This is a genomic window from Salinarimonas soli (assembly GCF_008386575.1).
Taxonomy (GTDB): domain Bacteria; phylum Pseudomonadota; class Alphaproteobacteria; order Rhizobiales; family Beijerinckiaceae; genus Salinarimonas_A; species Salinarimonas_A soli.
The window spans coordinates 25,904-46,994 of record NZ_VUOA01000032.1 but is presented as its reverse complement, the minus strand read 5'-3'; the positions used below and the strand labels follow the sequence as shown (position 1 = coordinate 46,994).

The window sequence follows — 21,091 nt, the reverse complement described above, 5'->3', positions numbered from 1 at the left end:
GCCAGCAGGAGTTCCGATGATTCCCCAGATCCGTCTCCAGCCCGACACCCTCGTCGTCATCGACGGCGCGCACCACAAGGTCCTCTCCCGGGACGACGCCGGCGTGACGTTGCGCACCATGGGCGAGCGTCCGGTGACTGTCGTGAAGACGCACCAGGAGCTCGCCGACCTCTATTTCGCCACGCCGCGCAGGCTCCGGCTCATCGCCGAGCTCGCGGCCGGGCTGCCCGAGGGCGTGCGCGCCAACCTGGAGCGCCAGATCGAGGGCTTCGACGTTGCCTACCAGGACGAGGCGCTGAGGCGCCTCGACTATGTCCAGGGATTCGACCGCGCATTCGCCGAGGGCACGGCGAAGAAGACCATCGCCGGCTTCGCGAGCGTCGCGAGGTCGGTCGCCGCCGAGCGCCGTCGCCTTCAGGCGGAGCTGGAAGAGGCCGACCCCGAGACCCTCGGCGTGGAGAAGGTCGGCGGCTCGACCCTTCAGAAGTGGTATCGCCGCTGGCGCAAGGCCGGCCGCTCGATGGCGGCGCTTGTGCCGCTGGAGGAGCGCAAGGGCGGCGCCGGCCCGAAGATCGACCCCGAGGTCGACGCCGTCATTGCGAGGCGCATCCGGGAGGACTGGCTGACGCCGGAGCAGCTCCCCCTCGCCCACGTGGTGAGGTTCATCCAGGACGACGTGCGCCGGCTCAACGAAAGCCGGGTCCAGCCGCTCGACGTCCCATCGGCCTCGACGGTGCGGCGCTGGGTGGCGCGCAACGTCGCGAAGTTCGACGAGGTCTACCACCGCGAGGGCAAGGCGGCCGCCGAGGAGCTGTTCCGGCACGTCAAGGCGGCGCCGAAGGCCACCCGGCCCCTTCAGGTCGTCGAGGTCGACCACACGCCCCTCGACGTCCTCCTCGTGCACGGCGACGGGGCCCTGGCCAAGGAGCGCAACGGCAAGCGGACGAAGCGGGTCTGGCTCACGGTCGCCATCTGCACCGCGACCCGCATGATCGTCGGGTTCCACATCTCCGACGTGAGGCCGTCCTGGACGTCTGTCATGCACTGCCTGCGCATGGCAGTGCTGCCGAAGGACCTCGCCGGCATCAGGGTCCAGACGTCGTGGCCGGTGTTCGGCGTGCCGGAGGTCGTGAAGCTCGACAACGGCCGCGAATTCCACTCGCGCTCGATGAAGGCCGCCGCCGGCCAGTTGCGCTTCGAGTTGAGGTACATGCCCCGGCGGCGCCCGCACCTGAAGGGCATCGTCGAGCGCGTCCTGGGCACCATCGCCCGCGACTTCTGCGCCTACCTCCCGGGCCGCACCTTCAGGGACGTGCGCGAGCGGGGCGACTACGACAGCGTCGGCCGGGCGGCATTGACCCTCGCGCAATTGGTGGAGCTGTTCACGATCTGGGTCGTCGACATCTACCACAACCGCCCGCACGGCGGTCTCCTGGGGCGCACCCCGCTCCAGCGCTGGACGGACCTCCAGGGCTACGGCGTTCGCCTGCCGCCGTCCGCCGAGGACCTGACGCCGCTCATCGCCCTCGTGGTCCCGCGCACGATCCAGCGTAGCGGCATCACCTTCCTGGGCCTGCGCTACCAGTCCGATCTCCTGAGGGGCATCCGCCGCCGCAAGGGCTTTCACTTCGGCGACGAGTTCCTCGTGAAGGTGGACCCCGCCGACCTGGGGCATGTCCTCGTGCTCCTTGAGGACGAGGGGCGCTGGGAGAGCATTCGCTGCGAGGACCACCGCCTCGCCGACGGCGTGTCGCTCCAGGAGTGGCGCGACACGGTCGAAGTCGCCCGGCGCATGACGTCCAAGGACCAGCGCGTCTCGCAGGAGACGCTCGTCAAGGCGATGCGGCTCCTGCGGGAGGAGGGGCGGCTCGCCGGCGCCAAGCCCGTCCGCCTCACGCAGATCGACGTCGACTGGTTCCGCGAGCACGTGGACGATCCGATGTTCGATCTCGCGGCCGATCCCGCCGACGCGGATACCGGGCACCGGGAGGAGCGCCTCAGGGCCCGGCTGCCGGCCGGCGATGACGAGGAGGCAGGCGGGACCGACCGGCCCGAGGTCGTGGTCCCGCCCGCGCCCGCTCCGGCGCCGGTGGCCGAGGCGGGGACCGTTTCCTCACCTCTCGCCGTGGCCACGCCGTTCCCCGATGCCGACGACGACACCGACGACGAGATCGACTGGACCGCGGAGTAACCCATGACCAGCCATGTTCAGCCGCCGATCCCGGCCGCGTCCCTGCCCGAGGAGGCCTCGCCCGTGCGCGAGGCTCCCGTCCGGCGCGCCCGGTTCTCCCTCGCGCCCGATCTCGTGGACCTGCAACGCGCCGCCCACCGTCGGCAGGTCGCGAACATCAGGATCAACACCGACGTCGTGACCGAAGCCAGGAACCGGTTCGACAAGCTTGTGAAGGGACTGCAGGCGGACGACTACATGTACGCCGACGAGGCCGAGGAGGCCGAGGCGCGGTGCATGATCGTGGCCGCCCCGTCGGGCGCGGGCAAGTCCCACGTCCTGCGCCGGCTGCGTGAGCACTCCGCCCTCGTGCCCTTCAAGGACGCCTTCGGCACGGTCCGGCCGCTCGTCGCCATCAAGGCGCCCAGCCCCTGCACGCTGAGGACGCTCGGCCTGCGCCTCTATGAGGCGATGACCGGCAAGACCCTGCCCGGGAGCATGAAGGAGCACGAGGTCTGGGTGAGGGTCCGAGCCCAGATCGAGGCCCAGCTCGTCTCAGTCGTCATGATCGACGAGTTCCACCATGCCTTCATGCGGCGCACCGACGACGAGCGCAGGAGCCTCGTCGAGACGCTGAAGAACCTTGTCATTCCCGACCCGCACGACCCGCTGCGCCCGCCGGGCGCCGAGATGCGCCCTGTGCTCCTTGTCCTCTCGGGGATGCCGTGGATGACCAAGGTGATCGACCGGGACTTCCAGCTGCGCCGTCGCGGCGTCCTGGTCCCAATTAAGCCGCTCGGCGCGTCCGCCAAGGACATCAGGAAGGCGACGAAGTTCCTGCAGCTCGTCGAGGGCAAGCTCGGCTTCCCGGAGCCGTCGGGGCTCGACGACATTGACATGGTGCGGCGCATGCTCAAGGCGAGCAACGGTTACACGGGCCGGATGATGGCGCTCGTCAAGGAGGCGGCGTTCCTCGCCATCCAGGCGGGCGCCAGGCGCCTCGACCTCAAGGACCACCTCGCCGCCGTGTTCGAGGAAATCTTCCAGGTCGGGCCCAAGAGAAACCCCTTTCTGGTGGCCGACATCTCGACCTGCCCGAAGCTTCCCGAGGCGGAGTTCCTGAAGCTCACCTTGCTTCGGGGGTCCGCCCTCAACGAGGAGGAGGCCGCCGCGGGCGAGGTCCTGGCCGCGGCGAACGAGGAGGAGCGGCCGTGATTGCATCCGACACCAGGCTGACCGTCGTGCCCACGCCGATACCGGGGGAATCCGGGCCCGGCTACCTGATGCGCGCGTTCTCGATCAACGGCCAGGGCTGGTCGCGCGATCAGTTCAGGGTTTCGGGGTTCTCCATCGCGGCGGTGGTCCATGGCGACCTCGCCGGCCCCGTCCGGGCCTATCTCGGATGCGAAGGAGTGCCGGACTGCCTCGTGAGCCCCGTCGTGACCGGCACGCGGGTGGCCTTGTTCGGGGAGGAGCTCCATCGCGACGACTGGACGAGCCGCCAGCGGCGCTGGTGCCCGGACTGCTGGCGGGGCGACCTCTCTGCGGCGGGTGGGCAGCGCCGCGCCTACTGGGGCATCTATCGCCGGCCCTGGTGGGACGTCACCGCGATCTCGGCCTGCCCAACTCATCGCGTCCGCCTAGCGGCGCACTACCCCGATTGCGGCGAGGGTGTTTCCTGGCACTATGGTTCTTTGACCCGGTGCCGCAACGGGCACGATCTACTCAGATGCGAAGCCGTCGCGCTCGACGCCGACGACTGCCGGGCCGACGCCTATCTGGCCGGTCGCCTGGGCGGGGCGCCGCGCGTCGCGTGCGACGCGCTCGACGGGTTGACGCTCGTCGACGCCGTCGCCGCGATGGAGCGCCTGGGGGCGGCCTGGCTGGACGAGAACGCGGGCATGGCGCGGCTCCGGGCCGAACTGGGCAGGGGCGCCCTGATGAACGCTGGCCATCGCGTCGCGGCGGACTTGCCCCGGCATGCCGTAAGCCTCCTCGACCGCGTCCGGGCGGGCACGGACGGGCGGCGCCGTGGCTGGGGGTCGAGCACGCCTACGGCGGGCTGCATGCCTGGATCCGCACCCTGCCGGAGAGCCCTCTGGCATCCGCGCTACGCGAGGCCATCGCCGGCCACATGCGCGAGGGCGTGCTCCTCAAGACCGGCTTCTCACTCGAAGGTGTGCCCCGGCCCGAGGCGGAGCGACTGACCCTCGTCGAGGCCGCAGGGATCTGCGGCGTCTCGCATTCGAAGCTCCGCAGGATCGCCGTCGTCCTCGGGATGATGCCGGCCCGCCGCGTCCAGGGCGCACCGGCCGGGCTCAGGCCGGCAGACGTGGAGGCGCTGGCCCGGCGCCTCCACGGCGCGATCAACCTGGACCAGCTCTCGCGCGAGCTCGGCGTGCCGCCTGCGGCTACGAAGCGGCTGGTGGGGCGCGGGCTGATCGAGCCGGTGGTACCGCGCACCGGGCGAAGCGGCCCCAGCACCTGGCTCTTCCCGGGCGACGCGGCCTCCGACCTGCTCCGGCGCCTCGACGAGCGCAGCCGGACGCAGCCCCCCCGCTCGCGCACGTTCCCACTGCCGGGCGCGGCGCAGGCCGCCCGTTCGTCGACGGCGGACGTAATCGAGCTCGCGCTGGCCGGGGACCTTGCCATCGCGAGACGGCCGGAGAGGGCGGGCCTGCACGGGTTCGAGGTCGGGCTGCGCGAGGTGCGCCGCGCCCTGCGTCGGCGGCGTTCCCCGGGCCTGTCGCCCGCCGAGTTCGCCGCCAGGACGGGTATCCCCCGCCCAGCCGTGTGGGATTTCACGGCCAAGGGGATCATCAGGTCGTGCCGCGACCGGGAGGCGACGGTCATACCGCTCGACGAGGTGGAGCGGTTCAGGAACGCCTACGTCGACGTCCCGGAGCTCGTCGACGCCTTGGGGACGGGCGGCCCCCGGACCGTCATGGCCGCCCTGGCGGCCCGCGGCATCCGACCGGCCTGCGCCCGCCCGCGATACCAGAAGGTCCTGTACCACCGCGACGAGGCGGTCGCCGCCATACGGGATCTGAGGGAGGAGCGAGCCCGGGCCGCGCCTGCCGCCATGCCGGCCGTGGCGGGACTGACGGCGAAGGATGTCGCGAGCAGGCAGCGCATCGACCGGATCGCGATCTACCATCTGGTCAGGACCGGCGATCTGGCCTCCATCCCGGGCCCCCGCCGGCGCCTTGTCCTGCCGGACGCGGCCGACCGCCTCGCCCGGGAATGCGTGTCCGGCACCGAGTTGGCCGAGCTGCTTGGCAGGAAGGCCGCGGCGGCGGTCGTACCGATCCTCAAGGCCGCAGGCGTCGAACCGCTATATGCGCTGCCGGACGGGGGCTACCCGCTGTACCCGCGTGACGCCGCCACCGCCGCCGTCCTGGCCCGTCGGGCCGAGATCGAACGGCAGGCGGCGACCGACGGCGTCGAGCGGGTGAACGCCACCGAAGCGGCCCGTCTGATCGGTGCAACCGGCCTCATGGTGGCCCAACTGATGCGGTCGGGCCAGCTGCCTGCGAAGCGGGCGGGGCGGCAGGTGCTCGTTTCGAAGGCCGAGGTCGAGACCTTCAGGGAGAGATTCGTTCTCGGCAACGAACTCGACCGACTGATCGGCTCGTCGGGAGGCGCCGCCGCCAAGCTCCTAAGGCGGAAGGGGGTCGTCCCGGTCTGTGACCGCCCGGCCTTCTACTCCGTGGTGTTCGAGCGGGCGGCTGCGCTGCCTCTCGTTCGGTCCATGCTGGGCGGACCGGCCGATAGCCAAGCACCGGGCTGACGCGGGCTGCTGGCGGGCGGCGGATCCCGACGTCCCGGGTTCGGCGTGCCGCCACGGGCCGCCTCGATTGCTTCGCGATCTGGTAACGTCGTGCCCGGATCCAGACGAGGAGTGCGCAAGCGGTGCTGGGAGGAGGCGTGTCACTGTCGGGGCCGGACGGCTGGGCGCCGTCGCGCCGCGCTATGGCGGCGTTGCAGGGGCACGCGTGCCTTGACACCATCGCTAAAAATCGCGATATGTCGCGCATGCGTTACCCTGGCGGAAAAGGTCGGTGCTACCAGCACATCATCTCGTTAATGCCCCCGCATCGCGTCTACGTCGAGACGCACCTGGGCGGCGGCGCCGTGCTGCGCCATAAGCGCCCCGCCGAGGTCAACATCGGCATCGAAAAGGACGCGAGGGTGATCGACCGCTGGCGCTCGCTGGGCACGGCGTCCGTCGAGATCATCCACGGCGACGCACTCGACTTCCTGGAGGGATACCCGTTCAGGGGCGACGAGCTCGTGTACTGCGACCCGCCATATCCGAGGTCGACGCGGGCCAAGGCGCGGATCTACAGGCACGACTACACCAATGCGGACCACGTCCGCCTCCTGTCCGTGCTTCGCCGCGTCCCGTGCATGGTGGTGGTGTCCAGCTACGGGAACGACCTCTACGCCGAGCATCTGTCGGACTGGCGTTGTGTCGAGTTCCCGGGGGACAGCCACACCGGGCCGAGGACCGAGACGGCTTGGCTCAACTTTCCCGAGCCGACCAACCTGCACGACTACCGGTTCTGCGGCGCCGATTATCGCGCCCGCGAGCGGCTTCGCCGGCGTCGGGCCGGTCTCGTCAGGCGCATCGAGAACCTGCCCGCAGTCGAGCGGAATGCGCTCCTGCACGACTTGGCCTGCCGATTCGGCCCCGAGCTCGCCTCGACGGGGAGCCCCGGGTGATGGCCGGGCTCCGGACAGCCACGTCGTGGGGCATGGAGCAGCGCCTGAGGGAGGTCGTGCGGGCGCACGGCGGGTTGCCGGACGACACGTTCGCGTTCGACCACGACCGGGCGGAGTTGCTGCATTACGCGACGCTCGTCTCGGCGCGCTCCGGGCACGCCGACGACCTCGCGCCGCTCGTCGGCATCCACGAATGGCAGGGAGCACCGCTGGTCGCCTTGGTGGATGGCGACGGCCTTGCCGACCCCAGGCACCTTCAGCGGCTTCGGCGCATCGTCGCCCTGCGCGGCGACGTCCCCTATCTCGGCGTCGTGTCGGGTGGACGGCTCGACTTCCATGCGGTCGGCCTCGACAAGCGGCCGCGCTTCGGCGTGGACCTCGCCGCCAGGGGCGTGGACCCGACGGTCTCGTTGCCCTACGTCGCGTCGATGCGCCCGGAACTGGGCGCCCAACGCACCACGATCTCGAAGGTGGTGCTGGAGCTCCTCGACGCCGCCCTCACGAGCCTCATGGAAGCCGGTCTGACGGAAGGGGACGCCATCTCGCTCGCCGGACGCGCCCTGTTCGCCCGCTTTCTGGCAGACCGCGAACTTCCGTTGGGATCCCACATGAACGGTGTCTCCACGGGCGAGGCATTCTCGAACGCGGCGACCGCCCGCCTAACATCGCGATGGCTCGACGAGAACTTCAACGGCAATCTCCTGCCGCTCTCCGACGGGTTGTTCGACCGCCTGCCGCAGGAGGCATTCGGTGTCTTGATCGACATCATGCGCCGTGCCCCCAACCGCCAGCTGTCGCTCGGCTGGGAGCAGAAATGGGACAACCTTCACTTCGCGCATATCCCTGTCGGCATTCTCAGCCAAGTCTACGAGCAGTACCTGAAGCGCCATGAGAGCGAGCGGCAGAAGAAGGAAGGCAGCTATTATACGCCGGCGCACATCGCCGACCTCATGGTCCGCGCGGCCCTTCTCGGACTCGATCCCGGGAATCGGCATAGGGCGCGTTGCCTGGACCCGGCGGCGGGCGCGGGGGTTTTCCTCATCACGGCGTTCCGTCACCTGGTGGCGGAACGCTGGAGGCACGACGGCGTCCGACCCGGCACGAGCACCCTCCGGGAAATCCTCTACGGGCAGATCACGGGCTTCGACATCAACGAGGCCGCGCTGCGTTTCGCCGCGCTCGGGCTCTATCTGAGCTCGGTGGAGCTTGATCCCCAGCCGGAGCCGCTGTCGAAGCTCGGTTTCAGGGACCTGCACGGCCTCGTCCTCCACCGACCCGTGTCGCAGGAGGTCATGAGGATCGGCACGAAGAACCCTAAGGAAATCAGCCTTGACCAGCTCGGGGCCCTGGGCCCCGGCGTTGGAAGCGAGCACCTGGGCCGATACGACGTCGTGATCGGCAACCCGCCTTGGAAGACGGGTGCCAAGATCAAGGGCTGGAAGTGGGTCGGCGAGAACGTCCGCAGGATCGCGCAGGAAAGGCTCGGCAAGGCGCCGTCCGCGAGTCTGCTGCCGAACGAGGCTCCCGATCTGCCGTTCGTATGGCGGGCGACCGAGTGGGCGCGGCCCGGCGGGCAGATCGCGTTCGCCCTCCATGGTAGGCTTCTGTTCCAGCAGGGCGAGGGCATGCCCGAAGCACGGGCGGCGCTGCTCAAGGCGGTCGACATCACGTCAGTCATCAACGGTGTGGGCCTGCGAAGGACGAACGTCTGGCCGCAGATCGATGCCCCGTTCTGCATCCTGTTCGGCAGGAACAATCCGCCCGCTCCAGGATCGGCGATGCGCTTCGTCTCGCCCGAAGTCGAGCCGAGCCTGAACGGTGCCGGCGCCCTGCGGATTGATGCCGCGCATTCCCCTTTGGTGAGGGTGGACGACCTGATCGCAAACCCGCTGCGCTTGAAGATCCTGTTTCGGGGTAGCGATCTTGATCTGGGGATCTTCGAGCGCCTCCGTGAGGCGCAAAATCGGACGCTCGGAGAGATCGTAGCCTCGGTCGGTGGCGTCTCGGGTAACGGGTTCCAGGCGCTCAGGCGCAGCAGCAGGCCCCGCAAGGATAGGAACGGCAGACTGAGGGACGATGGAAGACCTGGTGTGTCGGCCGCGTACCTGAGGGGAAAGCCCCTCCTCGCAAAGGTCGCACCTTCGCCGCGGATTGACATCGACGACCTTCCGGGATTCGTGCAAGAGCGCATCCATGACCGACGGGAGGAAGGCATCTTTCGAGGTCCCCTCCTCGTCGTCGGCAAGGCGATCCGGACAGAAGCGGGAGGCATGTCGGCCGGCGTGGCAGAATGCGACGTCGTCTACACGGAGTCGTACTACGGCTACAGCTTCGCAGATGCTTCGGGCGGAACCGATCTCGCATGGTATCTCGCTGCGGTGCTGAGGAGTTCGCTTGCGCGCTGGTGGATGTTGATGACCAGTGGGGAATACGGCTTCGAGCGCGACATCGTCGAGAAGGCCACCGTCGACGACATGCCGGTGCCGGATCTGGCGAGCCTGTCACCAGCACAGCGCCATGTGCTCGATGGCATCGTCGCGGATTGGCAGGCGTCGAGGGCTGTGGGCCAGGAACGCTTGGACGACTGGGCCGCGCGCCTGTACGGGCTTCGACCGGATGACAGGCAGGTGATCGCGGACACGCTCAAGCACGGCCTCTCCACGGGATCCTCGGTGCGCCAGGGCCAGTCTCCTCCCGATGTGGAAGACTTCATTCGTGGCCTCGATGCGGAACTCGCTCCCTGGGCGGAGCGCTTCGGCGCGACGCTCAGCGCAACGCGCGTCGACCCTGCCCTCACGCCGGCGTGGGGCTTCGTCGTCCTCGAACGCGGCAAGCGAGCCCGTGCGGGCGGCCCTGTCGGCCAGAGGGACTTGGCCGCGTTCGTCGCGAGCGCGGACGGGACGGGATCCACCGAGATCTACCACCACGATGGCGAGGACAGGATCTGGCTGGGGATGCGGGCCGAACCGCGGTACTGGACTTACTCGCAGGGAATCCGAGCTGCCAGGCACATTGTCTGGAACTACGTTGAACTCCTCGCAGGTGGGAGCTCCGAGGGAGCTGCGGTGTCGTGACGTCGGGAAGAGCCCAAGTCGAACTCCTGACGAGAGGCGTGCGCCTTCCACTTCCTCCGATCAACCGGATCCATCTAGGGGTGATCGTCGACGCCATCTGCGAGGCCTGGGATAAGATGAGCGCCGACTTCCCCGAACCGACGGCCGAGGAGGATGAGTCCCGCGTCAACGGCGCGCTGCATAACCACCTCCTTTTGGCTTTGCAGGAGCAGACGCTCCTTTCTTCCCTCGTCCGCAACGTGACGAGAGGATCCGAGCAGTACAGCTACGATGGAACCAAACACGAATTCAGGCCCGACCTGAACTTTCATCTCACGGCCAGGGACATCCGGTTCCCTTTGGTCGGGGAATGCAAGATCATCGATGCCTCCACACATAGGACCATTGCCAGGTACAAGCGGGACGGCATCGACCGCTTCACGTCCGGCAATTATGGATGGGCTTGCGTCGAGGCATTGATGGTGGCCTACGTTCGGGATGCTTCAGACGCGGAAACCTCCCTCGCGGCGGCGACGGGTAGCGCCCCGGAGCGTTGGGTCGGCGTACGGTCGACGGCGCACTACCGCTCCGTCCACGCTCGCGGGTTTCAGTACGTTGGGCGTGACCCTCGCGAGGAGTGCCCCGGCGACATCGGGATCATCCACATCTGGCTGCCGGCGCCCGCGGCAGGATCGCCTTAGGCCGTGCTCTCGGTTATGGGCCGAAACTGATCCACCCACGAGGCGCCGACCGTCCAGTGGGGCCAAAACGAGAGAGTCCAACTTCCGTGACGCGCCCTCACGCCAGAGTCCAACTATCGTGACAATCGGGTCCAATTTCGGTGACAAAAACCGGCCCTAGCGGGCCGTTTCGAGTCCAACTTCGGTGACGCGTTACACGTCGCCACCTAAGGCCGTGGCATCGACAGTCATAGGACCAAAGCGTTGATGGATGAGATCGAGGATCACACTAACGAACACGACCATCCCATGCCGCGCGAGCCGGAGGAGATCGACGTGCACGAACTCGATCAGGCCCTGCGCGGGCTTACGCTGCTCGGCGACGATCATTACCTCGGCATGCAGGCCACCAACGTTGCGCTTGTTGACAGCTTCATCATGCCGATGGAGAGCGAGGCCCGCGCCTATCGCTCCGCAGACGAGGGCATCGACGTTGGTCACGCGATGCTGCTGAACGCGCTCAGCCAGCAGTGGCTCTTCGCCGTGTACGAACTTCTGCGCACGTGGCGCGAGCGCGTCAAAGATGTCCTTAAGTGGAAAGTCAACGGCGGCCTCGAACTCAAGGCGGCCACGCTGGAGAAGAGTAAGCCGAGTGAGTTGAACCTCGGACGAAGCGCATTCGCCCGCGCTCTCCGGCGCATCATCGCAGACCCGGCTATCACGAACCGAATTGAGGATGATTTGGCGCGCACACACGTGCTGTTCCGACAGCTTGAATTCCTACGCGTGGCGCTCGCCAAACATGAAATTTCAGGCCGCCCCAAGCTGTTTGCCCGGGCGCCAGGCTACGCCCGGATTGACATATGGACTGGCTCGATGTCCTACGAACTCTCAAACGACTTCGCAATCTTGGACGAAGTCACCCGTCGCTCGTTCGGCGACGGTCTTCGGGCGCTTGGGACTGATCGGACTGTCCCGACGAAAGAGACTCTAGCCAGCTATGACGCGTTCATGGCCATGAGGCCGGGTGACCTGTCAGGCCATGAACCGCCAGCGAGGCCCTCAACGTCGGAGAAATAACTCTGCCCTGATGCGACAGCAAATCGAAATCATCTCTTCGTTTACTTCGAGCGACGTTAGAATTTTTCTGCATATCTCAATGAATTTGATGCAAGCTGATCTATCTGAGAATAACGTTTCGGAAATTTGACATTCAGTTTGCCTCGAATATCTCTATACAAAGAACTTTTCAAGTAGATGGAAATCCAGCTGCACAACCTTATCTACGGGCTCAAGATATTGTTTCATATCATCGAAAACTTCCGATATGTTGGCGAGCTGAGAGTCGGTATATATTAACGCATAGATACCGTGCTTCTTAAAAAATGATCTGTGTTTATTCATCTCCTTTTCGAAATTATCTTTTGCCATCTCATTGATCTTAGCCTGGGTAAGTCCACCGATCTTGCTCAGATATCCATGCGTTGACCACGGCGAAAGTTCATAACCGACCTTTTGCATTGTGAAAGGATCGATGATGCAGAAATCGAGGCGATATTTGTGCTTAGAAGCCGCCCCTTCGTAGCGGTACTCAGGGATGAGAAGAGGCACACTCTCCGGATCACTAGCTGCGTTTACAAAATCAACATATGATTGAGCAATGGCTTTTTCGTAAGGCGACCCAGATGCTCGAACCAGGGAGTTCTTGAAGAAGGTCAAGTAGGATTTTACATCCGGAAACTCAATTTTGTCCGGATCCCCTTGAACAACTAAGCCAGATTGCAGCACATGACCTACCGTCCAATAAAGCTTAGGAAAATGCCGGATCTCACTCCGATCATTCTGCCAAGCACCATTCACAAAGCGAGGAGTAATAAGAAGGCCGTAATCAGCCTTGTTCTGCCCGATCCAAATTTCTGACTGACTCAGATCCGGCCGCACTCGAGACAATTCAGTAAAATGATTAAGATATGAACGTTTTAGGAACAGGATAAAATATTCCTGAGCAGCTGGTGATAAGCGAAAGATCTCAAAATTCTCGCGATGCGTGTTCTTGAATTTTGATTCAGGAGGTGACATAGCATTTTTGAAACCCTTCATATACAAAGTTACATACTGATCCGGAGATAAAATCACGTCATGGTGGAGATCAATAAACTCTGCGGCTTTCCCCCCGATTTTTGCGTTGAGAGAACTTTCAGAAGCTAGACCTGTTTCAGCTAGAACATCGGGTAATTTTTTACGTAGATCGGCCGTCATTTGCTCGATCATTTTTCTACGTGCTGCTTTGATCGGATCGCGCGTCATAAATCACATTCCACTAGAGACGACTTAAAGAGAGACGGATTAAGAGCGCCTCGCGATCTCTGCTTTGATAGCGTCATATCGCGCACAGATCTGATTGTAGACGGGCTGCCAGTCAACCCAGGGCAAATCGGATATCATGACTTGCAAGCTGGCTAGGCGAGCGGCCATCGATCTGCGCTCATCAAGCAGTTCATCTTTTGTTGCTTGGTGCAAGTCTTTACGAACGACTAGCTGGTGCGACACATACGGTCTCAATTCTCCTTGTGAGATCGCAAGATCTATCATGTCCAGCAGAATGTCGAATGGCAGCTCCGGCGATCCCCGAGAAATTTTTCCACTGGCATCTCGATATGCCCATTTTATCGAGCGGGCCGTGTAGCTGCCATCATCCCAGGATGCCCAACCAATGCGGAGTTCCCCATGACGGTAAGGAGTAACATATGTCGGAATCATTGCATCACCGTACTATCAAGACAATACGACCACACTACGCCCGAACCGTCAATGGTTGCGTCCAACCGAGAGTCCGGCCTTCAGGGCTATAGGTCGCGCTCTAGCTATATTGGCATCATCCCTGAGCTGGAGAGGTGGGAACTGCTGCCTATGACCTAACGGCACCCCTTCGACTTGCCGCCTGTCTAATCCAATCAAATACTTGACGTGCTGAAATAGATCCAATTGGCACAAAGCTGACGTTCAGCGGGCAAACCCACCTCGCTCACGCAAACGCATGCGTCGCCGACCGCGCGTGCTCCTTCAGCACCGTCCCCCCCGCCGCCGAAATCTCCTTCAGCACCACGTCGTAGCCCCACAGGTCCGCCAGGTGCTGGAGGACCTGGCCGGTGTCGGATTCGGCGAGGAGGAGGTCGTTGGCGACGTGGTGGTGGAGGATGAGGCGGCGGTCGCCTTCCAGGTCCACGTCCACCACCTGGATGTCGGGCTCGGTCCAGGCCACGTCGTATTGGCGGGCGAGCCGCCGGCGCATGCGGGCGAAGCCCCGCTCGTCGTGGATGGCGTCGACGCGCAGCTCCGGGTCCTCCGGATCGTCCACGAGGTGGAACATGCGCCATTGGCGCATGAGGTGGGGGCTTAAAAACTGCGCGACGAAGCTCTCGTCGCGGTAATTGGCCCAGGCGTCGCGCAACACCGCCATGGGGTCGCCGGAGCCGGCGATGGCGGGGAACCAGGTCCGGTCCTCGTCGGTGGGGGCGGTGCAGATGCGCTCGATGTCCCCCATCATGGCGAAGCCCAGCGCGTAGGGGTTCCAGCCGCCGAAGTTCTGGTCGTCGAAGCCGGGCTGGCGGATGACGTTGGTGTGCGATTGCAGGAACTCGAGGAAGGAGCCGTCGTCGATCTGCCCCGTCTCGTGCAGGCGGGTCATGATCCGGTAGTGGCAATAGGTGGCGCAGCCCTCGTTCATGAGCTTGGTCTGGCGCTGGGGATAGAAGTACTGCGCCACGTTGCGCACGATGCGCAGGATCTCCCGCTGCCAGGGCTGGAGGCGCGGCGCCGTCTTCTCCAGGAAGTAGAGGATGTTCTCCTGGGGCAATTCGAGGAGGGCGCGGCGGTGCTCGTCGAGGCTCTCGCGGGCCCGGCCCTTCTTCACGGGGATGGTGCGCCACAGGTCGTTGTAGATCTGCTCCTGGTAGTCCCGTCGCTCCCGGGCGCGCCGCTCCTCCGAGCGCAGGTCCGGCCGGCGCTTGCGCGGATAGCGGTGCACGCCCTGCGACTGGAGCGCGTGCGCGGCATCCAGGAGCCGCTCCACGGCCGTCTGGCCGTACGCCTCCTCGCAGCGGGCGATATAGGCGCGGGCGAAGTCGAGATAGTCGAGGATCGCGCCCGCGTCCGTCCATTGCTGGAAGAGGTAGTTGGCCTTGAAGAAGTGGTTGTGGCCGCAGGCCGCATGCGCGATCACCAGCGCCTGCATGGTCGCCGTGTTCTCCTCCATCACGTAGCAGAGGCACGGATCGGAATTGATGACGATCTCGTAGGCGAGCCCCATCAGCCCCTGGCGATAGGTGGATTCGTGCTGGGCGAAGTGCTTGCCGAAGGACCAGTGCCGGTAGAACAGCGGCATGCCGACCGAGGCATAGGCGTCGAGCATCTGCTCGGCGGTGATCACCTCGATGCGGGTGGGGTACATGTCGAGGCCGAGCTCGGTCTTCGCGATGGCCTCCGTCGCGTCGTGGAGGCGGCGCAGGGTGTCGAAGTCCCAGTCCCGGCCCTGGAAGAGGAGGTTGGTCATCGGATCTCCAAGGGGCCAGGCAAGCCGGCCCGCGCCGCGGCGCTCCCTCCCCCCTTTCGGGGGAGGGCTGGGGTGGGGGGTGACGGCGGTGTCTTGTCCGAAAGGTTCACCAGCCGATCGGTTGCGGCCAATCCTGTACGATCACAGCCGTCACCCCCACCCCCGGCCCCTCCCCGCAAGGGGGAGGGGAGCAGGGCGAGCCTCGTGTCGACGCTCTCGCCGGAGGGGAGAGGGGGCGCGGCGCGGGGCGGCGCGATGCGCATCACGCGTCCACCTCCGCCGCATCGCGCTTCTGGAACAGGTCGCGGAACACGGGAAAGATGTCCCGCCGGTGCCGGACCCGGCGCATGGCCATCTCGGCGCCCTCCCCCTTGAGCGCCTGGTAGGTGCGCCACAGGGTGGTCTCGCGCTCCAGGAAGCCGCCCCCGGAGCCCGGCTCCGCCCCCACCTCCAGATAGGCGAAGTGCTGGCACACGGGCAGGATCGCCTCGCGAAGCAGCGCGCTCGTGGTGGCGCCGTCGCCGTAATCGTTGTCGCCGTCGGAGGCCTGCGCCGCGTAGATGTTCCAGTCGGCGGGGCTGAAACGCTCCTCGACGATGCGCCGCATCTCGACGAAGGCGGAGGAGACCAGGGTGCCCCCCGTCTCGGCGGAGCGGAAGAACGTCTCCTCGTCCACCTCCCGCGCCTCGTGGGTGTGGCGGATGAACACGATCTCCACGTGCCGGTAGCGCCGGGTGAGGAAGACGTGGAGCAGCATGAAGAACCGCTTGGCGAGGTCCTTCATGTGCTCCGTCATCGAGCCCGACACGTCCATGAGGCAGAACATGACCGCCTGCGCCACGGGCCTCGGATAGGTCTCGAAGCGCCGATAGCGCAGGTCGAGGGGGTCGATATAGGGCACGCGCCGGCGCCGGCGCTCGGCGATGTCGAGGGCCGCCGCCAGCTCGGCGAGGCGCTCAGGATCGCCGCCGGCTGCCGTCAGCGTCGCGATCTCCGCCTCGATCGCCGCCACCTCCTCGGCGCTGGGGCGGCGCTGGGCGAGGCGGCGGGCCAGCGAGTTGCGCATGGTGCGGCCGATGGCGAGGTTCGCGGGCGAGCCCGTGACGGAATAGCCCGCGCGCCGCAAGCCTTGCGTCTCCAGGGTGGTGACGCGGCGCTTGGCGAGGTCGGGCAGCTCCAGATCGTCGAGAAAGAGCTCCAGGAACTCCTCGCGGGTGAGCACGAAGCGGAAGGCGTCGTCGCCGCCCCCGTCCCGGCCCGCGCCCGATCCGCCGCCCCCCTCCCCGTCCGGGCGCTCGATCGTGTCGCCCTCGATGAACTCGCGGTTGCCCGGCAGCACATGGTCGCGCCGCCCCCCGCCGCCGCCCCGGCGCAGGCTCGGCTCGCCGATGCCGTCCACGGGGATGGAGACCTCGCCGCCCGCCTCGAGATCCCCGATGCCGCGCTCCACGGCGCTGTCGCGCACCGCGCGCCGCACATAGGCCCGGGCGCGGCGCAGGAAGCGCTGGCGGTTGGCGAGGCTCTTGCCCCCCGGGTTCAGGCGTCGGTCGATGATGTCCATCGCGCCTCCGATCTCGCAGGGCGAGCCTCAGCTCGCCTGCTTCATCCGCATGTACCACTCGACGAGACGCCGGACCTGGCGCTCGGTATAGCCCCGCGCCACCATCCGGGACACGAACTCGCCGTGCTTGCGCTCGGATTCCGAGTCCTTCTTCGTGCCGAAGCTGATCACCGGCAGGAGCTCGTCCACCTGGGAGAACATCCGCCGCTCGATGACCTCCCGGATCTTCTCATAGCCGGTCCAGGACGGGTTGTGGCCGCCATTCGCCGCCCGGTAGCGAAGCGCGAACTTCACCACCTCGTTGCGGAAGTCCTTCGGGTTCGCGATGCCGGCGGGCTTCTCGATGCGGGTCAGCTCCTGGTTCAGGAGCTCGCGGTTGAGGAGCTGGCCGGTGTCGGGGTCCTTGAAGTCCTGGTCCTCGATCCAGGCGTCCGCATAGTCGATGTAGCGGTCGAAGAGGTTCTGGCCGTAATCGTGGTAGGATTCGAGATAGGCCTTCTGGATCTCGTTGCCGATGAACTCGGCGTAGCGGGGCGCGAGATCCGCCTTGATGAACTCGATGTAGCGCTTCTCCGTCTCGGCGGGCATCTGCTCCCGGCGCAGGGCCTGCTCCAGGACGTACATCAGATGGACCGGGTCGGCGCCCACCTCCGTGGTGTCGTGGTTGAAGGTCGCGGCGAGCACCTTGAAGGCAAAGCGCGTCGAGACCCCGTCCATGCCCTCGTCGACGCCGGCCCGGTCCTTGTACTCCTGGAGGGAGCGGGCGCGGGGGTCGACCTCGCGAAGCGACTCGCCGTCATAGACGCGCATCTTGGAGAAGGCGTTCGAGTTCTCGTGGGCGCGAAGCCGGGTGAGGACGGCGAAGCGCGCCAGCATCTCCAGCGTCGCGGGCGCGCAGGGCGCCTGGCCCAGCTCCGAGCCACGGATGAGCTTCTCGTAGATGCGCTGCTCCTCCGTGACCCGCAGGCAATAGGGCACCTTGATCACGAAGATGCGGTCGAGGAACGCCTCGTTGTTCTTGTTGGCCTTGAAGGTTTGCCACTCCGCCTCGTTGGAGTGGGCCATGATGATGCCGGAGAAGGGGATCGCGCCGATGTTCTCCGTGCCGACATAATTGCCCTCCTGCGTCGCGGTGAGCAAGGGGTGGAGCATCTTGATCGGCGCCTTGAACATCTCCACGAACTCGAGCACGCCCTGGTTGGCGCGGTTGAGGCCGCCCGAGTAGGAATAGGCGTCGGGGTCCGCCTGGGACAGCGTCTCCAGGCGGCGGATGTCGACCTTGCCGACGAGGGACGAGATGTCCTGGTTGTTCTCGTCGCCGGGCTCGGTCTTGGCGATGCCGATCTGGCGCAGGCGCGAGGGGTTGATCCGCACCACCTTGAAGCGCGTGATGTCGCCCTCGAACTCGTCGAGGCGCTTCAATGCCCAGGGGCTCATGAGCCCCGTGAGGCGCCGGCGCGGGATGCCGTAGCGCTCCTCCAGGACCCCGCCCATCCGCTCGGGGTCGAAGAGGCCCAAGGGGCTCTCGAAGACGGGGCTCACCTCGTCCCCCGCTTTGAGGACATAGATCGGATGGACCTCCATGAGCGCCTTCAGGCGCTCGGCGAGCGACGACTTGCCGCCGCCCACGGGCCCGAGCAGGTAGAGGATCTGCTTGCGCTCCTCGAGCCCTTGGGCGGCGTGGCGGAAGAAGCTCACCAGCCGCTCGACCGTCTCCTCCATGCCGAAGAAATCGGAGAAGGCGGGGTAGACCCGGATCGTCCGGTTCATGAAGATCCGGCCGAGGCGGGGATCCTTGGCGGTATCGACGATCTCGGCCTCGCCGATCGCGGCCAGGATGCGCTCCGCCGCGGAGGCGTAGAGCATCGGATCCCCGCGGCAGGCCTCGAGATATTCCTCCAGGCCCATCTCGGCGGCGCGCCGCGACTCGTAGGCCTGGGTAAACCCGGCGAAGATGTCCTTGGCCATTGTCATTCCGGATTCCGACCCTCCTTGTAGAAGAACGCCTCAATCCAGCATGTCGGTCCATTGGGGCGACAAACAGCCACGATTATGTCAGGGACCTGGACGCGCCCCAATCCCGATCTAGGGCTGTCCCCCGCTGGTTGCGCGCGCAAGCGCGCCCGCGCCCTCCTCGGCCGAGGGGTGGACGAGGGGTTCGTAGCCCGCCGCCAGCACCCTCAACGTCGGGGCCGGGGTGAGCGTTTCGATCTCTCGATCGGCGGGGCGGTCGAGGTGCTCGGCATAGCCCGCGTGGCTCCAGCGATGAATGCGGCCCCGCCACAGGAGCCAGGCGGCGTCCGGCCGCTCCGGGGTCCTGAAGAAGGCGCCGTCCGGCAGGCCCGAGAGCCGCATGGGCCGGCGCACCTGCTCCCGGCCGGGGCCGATTCTCGCCCGATGCAGGATCCGGTCCGTGGCCGGGGCCCGGGGCCGCTCGCCGTCGCCTCCATGCGCGATCCGCCAGGCCTCCGCGAAGCGCAGGACATCGCCCCTGCGGCATTCCGCGCAGGGGCGATGTCCCGCGGCCAGGGCCACCGCCTCGTCGCAGAAGAACAGCTCCGTGTAGGCGCCGGGCGCCATGACGGGCCGGCGCCGTTCCTTGAAGGAGAGGACGCAGGTCACCCAGGCGTGATGCCGCCAGCGCGCCGCCCCGAGCCGGCCCGCCTCGTCATGCAGGATGCCGCGATTGCCCATGAGGAGCCCGCGCGCCGACGACGCTTCGATCGTGCCGAAAGGCGTGACGCGGTTCTGGCGTGGCAAGACCGGGACCTCAAGGAAGGGCTCTCGCCCCCATGAGGCGGCGCGGGGCCGCGGGCGGTCAAGCCCGTCGCGGTTCAACTCAACGGGAGCGCCCCCGCGATGAGGGTCTGGACGATCCCTGCGCCGATCACGCCCACGGCCCGCTCGTTCATGGTGATAGGCCCGATGCGGCCGGCGCGCGCGAGCGGCATCAAGGCGAGGTCGACGACGAGGGCGAAGGCCACGATCCAGATGAGCGGAGGCACGGGGCCGTCGCGAAGGCCGGGAGTTGAGGCGATCGCCAGGCCGCTCGCGAGTCCGAAAACCAGAAGTGCGGCCACGAACCAATAGCCCACGCGCATGCGATCCCTCAGGGACGAGACGGGCCGGAACGCCCACGGCTCAGCATAGACGCATCTCCCCCGGCAGGCGACGGGGGACGCAGGATCCGAGGGTCTGGCCTGAAATCACGGTCCCACCCTCCCTCATGCTGAGGAGCGCTCGAAGAGCGCTCTCGAAGCACGCAGAACGCTTGCCACAGCCGTCCGGAGATCCCTGGAACGCCCTTCGAGGCCCGCCTGCGGCGGGCATCTCAGGACGAGGGTGGAGAGTGGGGCCCGTGGCGGGCCAGCCTTTGAGGACGGGCCGTCCTGCACGGTTCCGAGCGGGAAAATTCGGCTCTGGCGAGCGTGGCGATCCCGGGAAGACTCGAACTTCCGACCTTCGGTTTAGGAAACCGCTGCTCTGTCCTGCTGAGCTACGGGACCACGCCGGGCAGGTGTAGCATAATCGCCCGTATCGTAAACCACCCGCGGCTCATGCGTATCGGCGCCTCGATCCTCCTCGCCCTCGTGCTCAGCGCCCCTCCCGTCCATGCCCAGGATAGGCGGCCCGGATGCGTGCGCGTCACGGGCGAGGACCGTGTGACGGGCGTGGCCGAGGACGGGGAGATCGCGCTCGCCTCCGGGCGTCGGCTCAAGCTCTCCGACATCCGGATCGCGGAGGCCGGCGTGCCCGGACGGGAGGCCCTGGAGCGGCTGAGGGGCCTCGTCGGCGGCGCGGTCGTCGTGGCGGCTTCGTCCACGGCCGATCGCTGGGGGCGGCATGCAGGCGAGATCGCCGTGAATGGGCGCGACGTCGCGGCGGTTCTCGTCGATGCGGGGCTCGCGATGATCGATGTCGGCGGCGCGGCGGCCCTGTGCCGTCCGGGGCTCTGGGTGCGGGAGGAGGAGGCCCGCCGGCTGCGCTCGGGCCTATGGACGGCGGAGGGCGAGCGGCCGATCTGGGCCGGCGATACGGAGCGGCTCGCTGCCCGAAAAGGGCGCTTCACGATCCTGGAGGGCCGGGTGCGCAGCGTGGGCGAGCGGCGCTGGCGCACCTACCTCAATTTCGGCTCCGACTGGAGCACCGACACCACCGTGGTCGTGCCTAAGCGCGCCTGGGACGCGCTGGTGCGTCAGGGCTGGTCGGCGGCCCGCTTGCGGGGTACACGGGTGCGCGCCCGCGGGTTCGTCGAGGACTGGCGCGGCCCCTCGGTCGAGATCGCGACCGTGGAGATGATCGAGATCTGGGACGTCGACCGGTGGCGGCGATAAGCGTGGGGACGTGGAC

At 66.6% G+C, this 21,091-nt stretch carries 15 protein-coding genes and 1 tRNA gene; 9 read left to right on the top strand and 7 right to left on the bottom strand.

Annotation, left to right across the window (positions count from 1 at the left end; translation table 11 throughout):
* The first annotated feature begins 16 nt into the window (after positions 1 to 16).
* The 8 genes from F0L46_RS17640 to F0L46_RS17605 all read left to right on the top strand — a co-directional run bounded on the left by F0L46_RS17640 (position 17) and on the right by F0L46_RS17605 (position 11,708).
* The gene (locus F0L46_RS17640; RefSeq protein WP_149819951.1) at positions 17 to 2,191 is read left to right on the top strand and encodes a TnsB C-terminal domain-containing protein; all 2,175 of its coding nucleotides are present in this window, start codon (positions 17 to 19) and stop codon (positions 2,189 to 2,191) included.
* 3 nt (positions 2,192 to 2,194) lie between these two features.
* Positions 2,195 to 3,385 (top strand): AAA family ATPase, encoded by a 1,191-nt coding sequence (locus F0L46_RS17635; RefSeq protein ID WP_149819949.1) that lies wholly within the window; start codon positions 2,195 to 2,197, stop codon positions 3,383 to 3,385.
* Positions 3,382 to 4,377 carry a TniQ family protein gene (locus tag F0L46_RS17630; protein WP_149819947.1) on the top strand — a complete coding sequence of 332 codons (996 nt, stop codon included), beginning with the start codon at positions 3,382 to 3,384 and terminating at the stop codon, positions 4,375 to 4,377. Before F0L46_RS17635 ends, F0L46_RS17630 begins: the two co-directional genes overlap by 4 nt.
* Positions 4,305 to 5,960 (top strand): hypothetical protein, encoded by a 1,656-nt coding sequence (locus F0L46_RS17625; RefSeq protein ID WP_149819945.1) that lies wholly within the window; start codon positions 4,305 to 4,307, stop codon positions 5,958 to 5,960. The genes F0L46_RS17630 and F0L46_RS17625 overlap by 73 nt, the downstream gene beginning before the upstream one ends.
* Positions 5,961 to 6,256: 296 nt before the next feature.
* Positions 6,257 to 6,895, top strand: a complete 639-nt coding sequence (locus tag F0L46_RS17620) for a DNA adenine methylase (RefSeq protein ID WP_210247655.1) — start codon at positions 6,257 to 6,259, stop codon at positions 6,893 to 6,895.
* Positions 6,895 to 9,969: an N-6 DNA methylase gene (locus F0L46_RS17615; RefSeq protein ID WP_149819941.1), complete on the top strand. Its 3,075-nt coding sequence runs from the start codon at positions 6,895 to 6,897 to the stop codon at positions 9,967 to 9,969. The genes F0L46_RS17620 and F0L46_RS17615 overlap by 1 nt, the downstream gene beginning before the upstream one ends.
* A gap of 80 nt (positions 9,970 to 10,049) precedes the next feature.
* Positions 10,050 to 10,649, top strand: coding sequence for a hypothetical protein (locus F0L46_RS17610; RefSeq protein ID WP_149819939.1), 600 nt, complete (start codon positions 10,050 to 10,052; stop codon positions 10,647 to 10,649).
* 246 nt (positions 10,650 to 10,895) lie between these two features.
* Positions 10,896 to 11,708 (top strand): hypothetical protein, encoded by an 813-nt coding sequence (locus F0L46_RS17605; protein ID WP_149819937.1) that lies wholly within the window; start codon positions 10,896 to 10,898, stop codon positions 11,706 to 11,708.
* Between the two features lie 153 nt (positions 11,709 to 11,861).
* Here the strand turns inward: F0L46_RS17605 and F0L46_RS17600 are convergent, their stop codons facing one another.
* From F0L46_RS17600 to F0L46_RS17570, 7 genes are all read right to left on the bottom strand, one after another.
* Positions 11,862 to 12,935, bottom strand: coding sequence for a hypothetical protein (locus F0L46_RS17600; protein ID WP_210247654.1), 1,074 nt, complete (start codon positions 12,933 to 12,935; stop codon positions 11,862 to 11,864).
* Between the two features lie 718 nt (positions 12,936 to 13,653).
* Entirely contained in the window at positions 13,654 to 15,180 is a 1,527-nt protein-coding gene (locus F0L46_RS17595) for a SpoVR family protein (RefSeq protein ID WP_149819935.1), read from the bottom strand.
* Positions 15,181 to 15,442: 262 nt separating this feature from the next.
* On the bottom strand, positions 15,443 to 16,741 hold the full coding sequence (locus tag F0L46_RS17590) for a YeaH/YhbH family protein (protein ID WP_149819933.1): 1,299 nt from the start codon (positions 16,739 to 16,741) through the stop codon (positions 15,443 to 15,445).
* Positions 16,742 to 16,768: 27 nt separating this feature from the next.
* Positions 16,769 to 18,709, bottom strand: a complete 1,941-nt coding sequence (locus tag F0L46_RS17585; RefSeq protein ID WP_240540047.1) for a PrkA family serine protein kinase — start codon at positions 18,707 to 18,709, stop codon at positions 16,769 to 16,771.
* Positions 18,710 to 18,826: 117 nt separating this feature from the next.
* Positions 18,827 to 19,501 (bottom strand): hypothetical protein, encoded by a 675-nt coding sequence (locus F0L46_RS17580; protein WP_149819929.1) that lies wholly within the window; start codon positions 19,499 to 19,501, stop codon positions 18,827 to 18,829.
* A 74-nt stretch (positions 19,502 to 19,575) separates the two neighbouring features.
* Positions 19,576 to 19,842, bottom strand: a complete 267-nt coding sequence (locus F0L46_RS17575) for a hypothetical protein (protein ID WP_149819927.1) — start codon at positions 19,840 to 19,842, stop codon at positions 19,576 to 19,578.
* Positions 19,843 to 20,170: 328 nt separating this feature from the next.
* Positions 20,171 to 20,247, bottom strand: a tRNA-Arg gene (locus F0L46_RS17570).
* Between the two features lie 51 nt (positions 20,248 to 20,298).
* On the opposite strand from F0L46_RS17570, the gene F0L46_RS17565 reads away from it, so the two are divergent.
* Entirely contained in the window at positions 20,299 to 21,075 is a 777-nt protein-coding gene (locus tag F0L46_RS17565) for a thermonuclease family protein (protein ID WP_149819925.1), read from the top strand.
* The last annotated feature ends 16 nt before the right edge of the window (positions 21,076 to 21,091 follow it).